Consider the following 9646-nt stretch of genomic DNA (forward strand, 5'->3'; position numbering starts at 1 on the left):
TTTGCCCCCCGTTTCCTTCGCTTCCTTAAGAGAAAAGCCTGCGCATTACCGGAAACGCTTACAGCTTCCGCCGCAGCCACCGTATCATTCATCACAGGATCATCCCTCCTTCCCGATTCGCATGCCGGAATTGCAGCGCATTTTGCAGAACGAGCGCAATGACCCAGGACGGGTTCCATCTGTTGCTGTGTCCCCGATGATTCCAGGCGGTTTGAAAAAGGCCTTCCCCCTGCTCCCCGACGACCGTAAATCCCCACTCGCCCGGTTTCGTGCAAATGCCCTGCCCCATGGCGTCAAGCATCGTCCGTCCCAACTGCTCATACTGCCGGTTCCCGGTCAGCCGCCCGAAGCGCGACAATTCGAAGGTCGGAAAAAATACGTCCAAATGATGGTTTTGCACGCTGACGCCCGGCCAGCCGACGGCGGAAAAGCCCGCGTTCCTGAACGCCGTCCCCCGGTCGAACGCCGGATTCCACATGTAGACGTACGTGAGCAGCCAATCCGCGGAAATTTCCGCCCATTCCCGATAGCGCCGGCTGCCCGTCGCCAGAAACAGTTCGTAAGCGGCAAGGAAGAAGTACATGCCCGCTTCCTTATCCTCACACTTCGCGTCGAGCGTGGAACGGGCAAAAGGCCGTTCGAACGTCTCGGCGTGAAGTTCGTAATACCGCAGCAGCGCCTTTTCGGCTTGCTGCAAGTAAGGCTCTTCCCCGGTGAGCCGGCAGGTTTTCGCCAAGGCGATCACGCAAGGAAGGCCTGCTGCGGTAATCGCCGGTTCCGCCGCCCTGCCGTCCATCCGCCATGCGGACGGGTAAATGCCCGACTCCAGCGCGCCTCCGAGGAAAAATTCGGCCGCTTCGCGCAAAGCGTCCAGCCAGGACGCAGGCACGTCCCGGCCTTCCTCCCGGAACAACAGCGCGATTTCCGCCAGATCGGCCATCGTTTCACCGAAAGCCCGGCTGGAAACGGCCGGCCGCTTGTTCCAGCCGAAGTCGTCCCAGCCTCCGTCCGACAGCCGGTAAATGCTGTGCCGCACGCCGGGAACGGCGGTCCGGCTAGCGCGCAAATAAAAGTCGACGGCCTGCCCGCAGCGGCCGATCCGCTCTTCACGCCCTTCGTCGAAGCCCAGCCTGGCGTCGCACCAGGCCAGCTTCAGGCATTGTCCGGTCCAGCCGTACATATAGTGCAGCGGACGTTTGGATATATTGCCGAAGTCGTTCGAATCCGTGAACTTCACATAGCCTGCGGCCCCGTTCGCATCCGTCCGCCACCGATCGTCCAGCGCGTTCGTCTTCAGCCTGATCAGCTCTTCCAGCCCATGCGGCATCGCCCCGGCAGGAGCAAAAATGTCCCGGCCTTTGCGGACGATTTCCCGGAAGGCGAGACCGGATCGGGAAACAGTTCCCCAATCCAGCGCATATTCCTTGGTCAGCGCGAACCCCGGCGGAAAGTCCAAATAACCGTCCGGGCAAGGCTCCGTTTTGTTTTTGCCGACGTAGCGCACATCCTTCTCGCCGTTAAACATCAGCACGCCGCTCGCAGCCGCCACGGCGGACCGGCTTTCCTCCCTGATCGCTCCGAGCGAGCCGTAGCGGACGCTTCCTTCGGACGTTTCCACATAAGCGGGAATGGAAAACAGCGAGAAATAGCGGGCTTCCGCAACCCTATCCTCAGGCTCCGCCTGCGCCGTCAGCGCCATTTGCGCCTCTTGCGCCGTTTGTTCCGCCCGCTCCGTCCATTCCACATTCACGCAGGGGATCGGCAAGCGGTGTTCCTCGCAAATGAAACCCTTGCCCGCCCCCTCTCCAAGCCTGGGAACGACGCGTTCCGGATCGGAGGAAGGGTTGTTGTTATAGATCATATGGGGGATCGTAAACATCTCCTTATCCCGCCTGGGCCATGCAAACACAATACTTGCGGCGGCATCGTTCACGGTGTGCTCCGTGCGGTTTTCCCAGCACACGTTCATGCGCAAAAGATCGCGCTCGTCAAATGCCAGGCTGAGCGTTACATGCAGCGGCCCCAGCGCTCCGGCGATGCGGATCGTGCCGGATTCCGCGCTGACCCGCACATCCTGAAGCCGGGCGCCGTCCCAATGCCACGGTATGCCCGAAGAGCAGCCAAGCATATCCTGCAAATAGGCTGCGAAAAAAGGAGTACGCCCGCCTTCGTTTCGCAAAATAAGCTGCGCGCCTTCGTCCGTTACCGTTACTTCCGCTCGTCTTTGCTCATTTCGGCTAACAATGGCGTACATGCGCTCTCTCCTTTCCCGCTTAGCAATGATATCAACAGACCGTCCAGCGTCGGATTGAACCCGACTCTTCCGGATAGCGGCAAGCATACGAAAAACATCTGCCCTTGCCCCACCCGCTTCATCCCGACCAGCGGCAGCTTGCGCTTCCCGCCGGCGTCAGGCTCGCCTTGCGTCTGGTAGGCGAACACAATCGGTTCGATCCCGTCTCCTTGCAAACAGCTGTTGGCGATCGCATCGATTTTGTCATGCGTGGCATTGTACAAATATGCAAAATCGCCCTCTTGCACCCACGGCAAGCGGGAATCCCCGGCGTGGACGGACAATGCGTACACTTCCCGAAATTTCGCCGTGCGAACCTGCGTATCGTCGAGCTCCCATACGCCGCCGTCGGCATGCTTCAGGATGCACAGCGCAGTGCCTCCGCTGCGCACTTCATCGAGAATGGCGGCCCGATGGCGGGCGAAAGCTTCCGGAGACGACACGACTAGCGGTCCGCCAGACCGTCCCGCACCGTCATACGCACCGTCGTAAGGCTGTCCGGCCATATCCAGAAGCGAGCACAGCCGCTCGGACTCGGCATCGAGAAAGGCGGCCGGCTGCGGCGGCCCGCTGCGTTGTGTCCGCGCGAACGCCTCGAAAGCAAACCGTTCCGCGTTCAGCGCGTTCCCCTCCGCATCCAGCAAACACGCATCTATATACAAGCGCTTCCTGCCCTGCACCTGCGGCACGGTAAAACGGATGGTGCCCGCATATGGCGATGCTGCCTGAGGAAGACGGCTCGTTATTTCATAATGCCCATAGTCTTTGTCATCATCCCGCAGCGTGGCGATGATCCGGCACTGCCCGAATTCTTTGGCCGTATCGTTCAGGAGCCACGCTTCGATTTCCATCGCTTCCCCTTCGTACACTTTCCACCGGTCACACCGCAGATTGACGCGCACCGGCTCCAGGCAGCTTTTGTACGTAAAATACGCCGGCTTCGGAATCCGGTCGACACCGACGAGAGCTTTCATCCATCCGGCAGGCCATGCGTCGATCAGCAGATGGATGGCCGTCGACACGACCCTGTCCGTCCTTCTGCGCCATGCGTCCGTCATCAGCTGCGTCGCCAGGCATTGATGGCGCTGGCTGGCTTCGACCCACTCGCGGATCGTGCGCCGTTCGGCGAACCAGTCCCCGTGAAGATTGTACGTCTGGGCGCCGTTGATTTTGTCCGGCATCCATTCGTCCTGCCCGGAGGCAGGCAGCCATTCCTGCGGATAGCGGCTCATCATCAGCTCCACGTGATCGAGCCCTTCGGTGCCGTACTCCCCGCATCCCGCTTTCCACCCCTCTCTGACGGGAGGAAGAAACCCTTTGTACATGCTCCCGAGGGAGATGACATTGTTTGTATACCACATGTTATAGCAATGAAAATCGGGCAACCCTTCACGGGTAGGCGGATTGTAGTCCCCCTCCGCGTTCTTGACTACACGATCCGGATTTTCAACGAAAATCGCCTGTCTGGAGGCGACGAAAAAAGCTTCCAGCTCGTTTCTGTGCAAATGGCGATGGCCTTTCCTTCTTTTTTCCGTCCGGGACGGTTCGTTAATTAGAGATACCATGATCGAAGACGGATGGCTGCGGATCAGCCGCTCCATCTCCGCCGCCTGCCTGACCCCTTCGACAAACTGGTTGCGGCGGATAAAGCCGAATGTCGGAAGATCGCATTGATGCATCATGCCGAGCATATCGAAATAATCGTACACTTCCTCTTGCACCGGTCGCTGGGTGATACGGTAAAAATTCATATTCGCAAGCTTCGCGATCAAAATATCGTCGATCAATTGCTCGAAATCGCGGTTCATGACGCACTGCTGCAAATGCCCCATTTCATTGGCGCCTCTTAATAGGATAGGACGGTTGTTCAAATACAAAGACCCTTTCAGCTCGGCTTCTTCGTCCATATGAAATTTTCTCATGCCGAACGTCCGGTCCCGGCTGTCCGCGCACGCCGCACCGTTCATAATTTCGATTCGGGCGACGTACAGCAAAGGCGACTCCGGCTCCCACAGCCGGAAGGCCGGGAAGTCCACCTTATAGCGGAAATAATTGACGCCCGGCCCGGCGTAAGCCGCTTGAAACGAAATAGGGCCGACGCCCTGGCCGACGAAATTTTTCGGCATCATTTCAAGCTGCAAATCCACCTGCTCCATGACCCGGTTCGTCGTGTTGACCGCATCGATCCACACTTCCACGGACCCGCCGTCGATGTTCGGCCGTACAAACACATCCTGGATGAACAGCTGAGGCCGCACTTCCAAATACACCTCATTGTAAATGCCCGCTCCTGACGGACAATGACTCCAGCCGCTGTAAGGGTCGTTCCAGCCCGGTCCTGTCGCCGCATACAGCTTGTCGCCGTCCAGCTTCGTGCCCCCGACGCCCATCATCGGATAGTCGTTCTGCACTTCCACGACCAAAACGTTATGCTCCTGCAAAAAGTCCGTGACGTCGAATTCGAACGGGGCGAAAAAGCCTTCATGGCTGCCGATGCACTTGCGGTTCAAATAGACCGTCGTTTTATAATCCACCCCCTTGAATACGAGGTATACCCGCTTGTCTTCGGGAGGGGACGGATACGAAAATTCGCAGCGGTAAAATCCCGTCCATTTGCCGTTTACGCCGGTCGGCCCGCGAAAATCCGGAACCGTCACCGTTTCCCATACTCCCTCTCCTTCCAAAACGCAGGTAAAGTCGGCGTCTTCCGGCGTTTGAAAGCGAAATTGGAATTGGCTGCAAGCCCGCCGGTCCCGGGCCGAAGATGGCGCCGGCGCCAAATTTCTCATATACGGGCGGTATTTGTCGCGCAGCCCTTTCATTTCCTCGCGGAAAAGGGCCAATTGTTCCTCAAAAGCAAGCCCGGCGGCGATCTTCGCCCTTTCCGTCCCCGGGACGAAATATGTTTTCTCGTAAGCTGCAGGTACGATTTCCCGCAGTTCGTCTTTATTTCCGGGATGTTCGCGAAACGCGATTTCCGCGAACTGATCCAGATATTTCGTTGGCTCCAAGCAGATCCCCACCCTCTTCGTCAAACCGTCGCAATTTCAAAATCAAGCGTATACCCTTCTTCGTCTCCGGGATATATGCGTACTTCCGAATTTCCAAAACGCTGCGTCCAGCAGCGCTCTTCCCCCAAAAACGGCTCGACGGCCTCTCTCACCGCCGCTGCTAAAAAATCGTCCGTGACGATCCACCGGCCGAAGCCTATCGCCCCGCTGCTTCTCAGCTTCGCAGCGCCGTCCGCCGGCAGCAGCCATTCGGCGATCACCACGACTGCGCCGTCCTCGGCTTGTTGGATGACCGCCGACAATGTCCGCTGCGAAAGCGAGGAGCCGCCGACGATGATCAATTTCGGCCGGCCGAGCTTTTCCGCGTTCACCTGATCGTCAAACGCAAGCACGCTGCGCACCGGATAAAACAGCGGATGCACCCGTTGTCCGCCGGCTCCGGCAAACCCGCGTTCGAGCGGAAACCGGTCAAAGGGCACTTCCCGCTTCAGCCGATGCCGCGGAAAGTCGTAGCCGGGAATATGCATGCAGCTGCCGTGGGCGGGTATCGCTCCCCGGCTGAGCAGATGCCAGATGTGAAATACGCTTCGGGAAGCGCTCTCAGCGCTGTCATTTTCAGGCGTCCGGTTGCCGAACAACCGCCTGTTTTGCCCGTAATTACTGTCGTCCGCATGAATAACGGCGATATCCGCTTCCGCCTGCGCATGATGCCAACCGAGCGGGTTTGCGGGAATAAAGCCGCGGACGAACCGGCTCCATACGTCGCCGAACTCCGTCGCCTGGAACCCGTCCGGCGTATGCCTCAGCAGGACGTCGATATTTTCGGCGAAAAGATGGGACGGTCCCATCAAATAGCCCATTTTCAGGGCCGATTCGAACTCCTGCGGGGAATGGCCGGGAAAACCGGGAAGCCGGGTAAACCATGTCCCTGTATCCGGCCCCCACAAATCGGCGCAAATCCAGAGCGATCTGTCGTACTGTTTGGCCGCACCGAGCGCGGTGGACAGCTGCAAGGATTGGAACGATTCCTTCATGATTTTGGGGCAGATGTCCATCCCCGCTCTGGCAAAAGTGTGAAACATGACCGGAAATACGTGTTCCGATATTAAAGGCATGGAGGCGGCCGGAGAACCGGCGCGTTCTACAACGCTTCGGACATGGGCGATGCGCGAGGCGGCCGCCTGCTCCACCCGGCTGCGCGATTGCGGCAAGTCCAGGCCGTCCGTGCCGCCCCAATGCGGGAACCATCCGTCTTTGCGGTACTGTCCGGCATTGATTTGCAAATGCTCCGGCTCGTCGTACAGCAGGCCGATGCACCGCCCGGAGGCGGCCGCTTCGGCGATCGCCTCGTCCGGCAGGTCGTAGCGGTTGGTTCCTTCCGCCCAGGGCCCGTTAATGTTGCCGTATTCGTTGCCAAGGCAAATATCCATGCCGGCTGCGGACATATGCGCGAGCAGTTCCGCGTTCCCTGGTGCGGCCTGAGCGGACGGATCGGCCGGAGCAGACGGAGCGGCATGTGCCGGGATGACATGGTGCACGTAAAAGTCCGCTCCCAACTCGCGCAAAACGTTCACAAACGCTTCCGGCTCCGGCTTCGCATCCTGCGAAGGACAAATGCTCCCCGTCCCCGTGCGCATGATCCGCTCCGAGGCGTCCCCCGCCCACGGGTCTTGCCAGGCTGCGACGGGGCCCTGTATGCCAAGCTTCGGTTTATGCGCCACTTTCGTTGTTCACTTCCTCGCTTGCCTTGACGCCGTCAAAAGCGCTGCGAATAATGGACAGGCAATCCGCAATCTCTTCCGGCCCGGCGTGCTCGAGAATCAGCGGAACGGCCGGCAGACGGCCGGCAAGCAGCGCCGCATACACGTTCCAGTCCGCCTGCCCCGCTCCTACGCGTGGGGTAGTGAAGCCCGCTTCCCCGTAATGCGCGTCTTTGGCGTGGGCAATCGGGCAAAAGCGGCCGATGCAGTCGAACATATGCGCCATCGCCTCCGGCTGCCGGTTCAAATCGTCCTGCGTCAAATAGTTGAACGGGTCCATGACGAGCGCCAGCCCTTCGCTCCCGAGCCGCTCCACCATGCGGGCAGCCTGCTCCGCGGAGGCCAGGACATTGTGCACGAAGCCTTCGAGCAGCAGGACGGCGCCGCTTTTGACCGCCCGGTTCCGCAGACGCTCAACCGTTTGAACCAGCTGCTCCCATGCTTCCGGCGTCCGGTTCCCGGAGAAATCGCGCCAGGCGTTGGTCGGATGAAGACTTCCCGTCTCCGTCGCGATATACCCGGTTCCGTATGCGGAACATAGGTCGATCATCTTTTCGAGCTGTTCCAGCTTTGCTTCCCTTTTCTGCAGATTGGGGTTCATCATATTCGTATACCCCGACAAACCGATGACGGAAATGCCCCTGCTCTCAAAAATAGAGCGGATTTTGCCGGCCCGAACGGGCGACAGCGGCTCATCGTCCATCACCCGCACCGCTTGCTTCGGATCGAACTGCACGTAAACCATGCCGTGCCCGACCGCGTCTTCAGCCATCGCTTCCGCGCTCCAGCCCATATATACATAACTCATAAACCCGAGTTTGTTCATCATAAACCTCTTCCTTTCAGCACATCCGCTCTTTCCACCGTGCAGCCTTCCCGGCTCGAAACGACCATCGCCGCCGTCATGGCCACCGTCTGCAAGTTATCCTCCGCCGTGACCGGCGGCAGCTGTCCCTCCTCCAAAGCGGTCATAAAAGCGAGCATCGATCCGGCAAAAGCGTCCGGAAACCAGGAGCCTTTCAGCTTGATTTCGTGCACGACGTTTTTGTGCTTGTTCAGCGCCATATACAGCGCATCCTGCGTACACCAGAGGCTGCCCTCCGTGCCGTCGATCCACCAGGTGTTGCTGTGGGAACGGCTTGCTTTTACGATATTGTTAAAATGCAGCGAAGCCATCAGCGGGTTCCGCCCGCCTTTTGGGCCGAACTCCACGTTCGCCGCATAAATCAGCGGGTCCACCGCGTTTTGCCGGTTCAGCTGCGCTGTCGTGCAGTGCACCCTGGACCATTCTTCCGGGTAAGGATTGAAATAACGGCACAGGTCCACATAATGAACGCCGTGGTCGACGATGTTGAAATTGCTCATGTTCGTCCACCACCAGCCGGCCTGATCCTGGAACGAACGCATATAGTGATGAATGCTGTATACTTCGCCGATGAGATCCTGCTCCAGCGCCTTTTTCAGCGCCCTGTGCGCCGGAGCCCAGCGGGCCTGCTGGTTCACACCGAGCACGATGCCCAGCCGGGCGGCTTCCCGGCCGAGCAGCGCGGCATGCGCCAGATCGAGCGCGAGCGGCTTTTGGCATAAAACCGGGCGCGGAGACTCGCCGATCAGTTTGAGCACGTCCAGCCGCGGTTCGGGGTGAATCGCCAAGTCGATCACGCCCACTTCCTCCCGCGCCAGCAGCTCACCGACATCCGTAGTCCAAAAAGGAATGTCAAATTTCGCGGCGGTAGCCCGCGCCGCCTCCTCGTTCACATCGCAGCACGCGGCAATCGTCAGGCCGTACTTGCGATAGGCTGGCAAATGCGCCGAATTGGCGATGCTGCCGCAGCCGATCAAGCCGATTCCGTATTTGTTCACATCCGCAATGCGCTTCTTGCCGGGCAAATAATCTTCCGGTCTGATAAACTCCATAGTCCCACCTCTTTATCCCTAACATTACACTAGTACAAAAAAACATTTATAGGCTGTTCATGCTTTTTTGTAGGGAGGATTCAACCACGATGAATCCTCCCTATTTTGCCGCTTGCCGCAGCGTGGGCACCGGCCTCTTCCACGCCCGCGCCTGGGCCGCTCCCGCTTTGTCGAGGGGCGCGCCGGCGGCCGGACGCCGCACTCTTTCGGCGGAACGGCGCGTCCGCCTTGTCCAGGCCCGCGCTGCGGCCGGATGCCTAGTTCTCGACCCGATCCAAGCACAAAGAACCCCCGTTGGCCTTTTATAGCCGATGGGGGTACAATCCGTACAAGTATGTTGAAAAACCCCTGCGTCTGAGGCGATAGCCACAATGTGCCTGTCAGCACGAAGAAAACCTGCAAAAATAGTTACTACTTAGGTACTGAAGCAGAATTTTCTCTCAAAATAAAAAGGTATTTGGCTTCATACGCCGAAAAGGTAAGATAACCCAAAACGAAGAGAGGAGTGTCCCCTATGCATATGTCTGCTGAACAAGTTCATTCCATTTGCAAGGGCGACCCCGACATTATCGCTGCCTTCAACGCCTTGTTGCAGGTGATCGATGAACAGGCAAAGATCATTGAACGTCAAGCGAAGCGTATTGAAGAACTGGAACATCGTGTTC

Annotated in this window: 5 protein-coding genes; all 5 read right to left on the bottom strand. The window is 58.7% G+C overall.

Annotation, left to right across the window (positions count from 1 at the left end; translation table 11 throughout):
• Window positions 1-91: 91 nt before the first annotated feature.
• The 5 genes from AC3G2T_RS32355 to AC3G2T_RS32375 are packed head-to-tail and all read right to left on the bottom strand — an operon-like array spanning window position 92 to window position 8981.
• Window positions 92-2254, bottom strand: coding sequence for a hypothetical protein (locus tag AC3G2T_RS32355; RefSeq protein WP_488438075.1), 2163 nt, complete (start codon window positions 2252-2254; stop codon window positions 92-94).
• Window positions 2209-5304, bottom strand: coding sequence for a glycoside hydrolase family 2 protein (locus AC3G2T_RS32360; RefSeq protein WP_488438076.1), 3096 nt, complete (start codon window positions 5302-5304; stop codon window positions 2209-2211). The genes AC3G2T_RS32355 and AC3G2T_RS32360 overlap by 46 nt, the downstream gene beginning before the upstream one ends.
• A 20-nt stretch (window positions 5305-5324) precedes the next feature.
• On the bottom strand, window positions 5325-7025 hold the full coding sequence (locus AC3G2T_RS32365; protein ID WP_488438077.1) for a hypothetical protein: 1701 nt from the start codon (window positions 7023-7025) through the stop codon (window positions 5325-5327).
• Window positions 7015-7893 (bottom strand): sugar phosphate isomerase/epimerase family protein, encoded by an 879-nt coding sequence (locus AC3G2T_RS32370; RefSeq protein ID WP_488438078.1) that lies wholly within the window; start codon window positions 7891-7893, stop codon window positions 7015-7017. Before AC3G2T_RS32370 ends, AC3G2T_RS32365 begins: the two co-directional genes overlap by 11 nt.
• Entirely contained in the window at window positions 7890-8981 is a 1092-nt protein-coding gene (locus AC3G2T_RS32375; RefSeq protein WP_474680192.1) for a Gfo/Idh/MocA family protein, read from the bottom strand. The genes AC3G2T_RS32370 and AC3G2T_RS32375 overlap by 4 nt, the downstream gene beginning before the upstream one ends.
• Between the last annotated feature and the right edge of the window lie 665 nt (window positions 8982-9646).

The organism is Paenibacillus sp. sgz302191 (genome assembly GCF_057749925.1).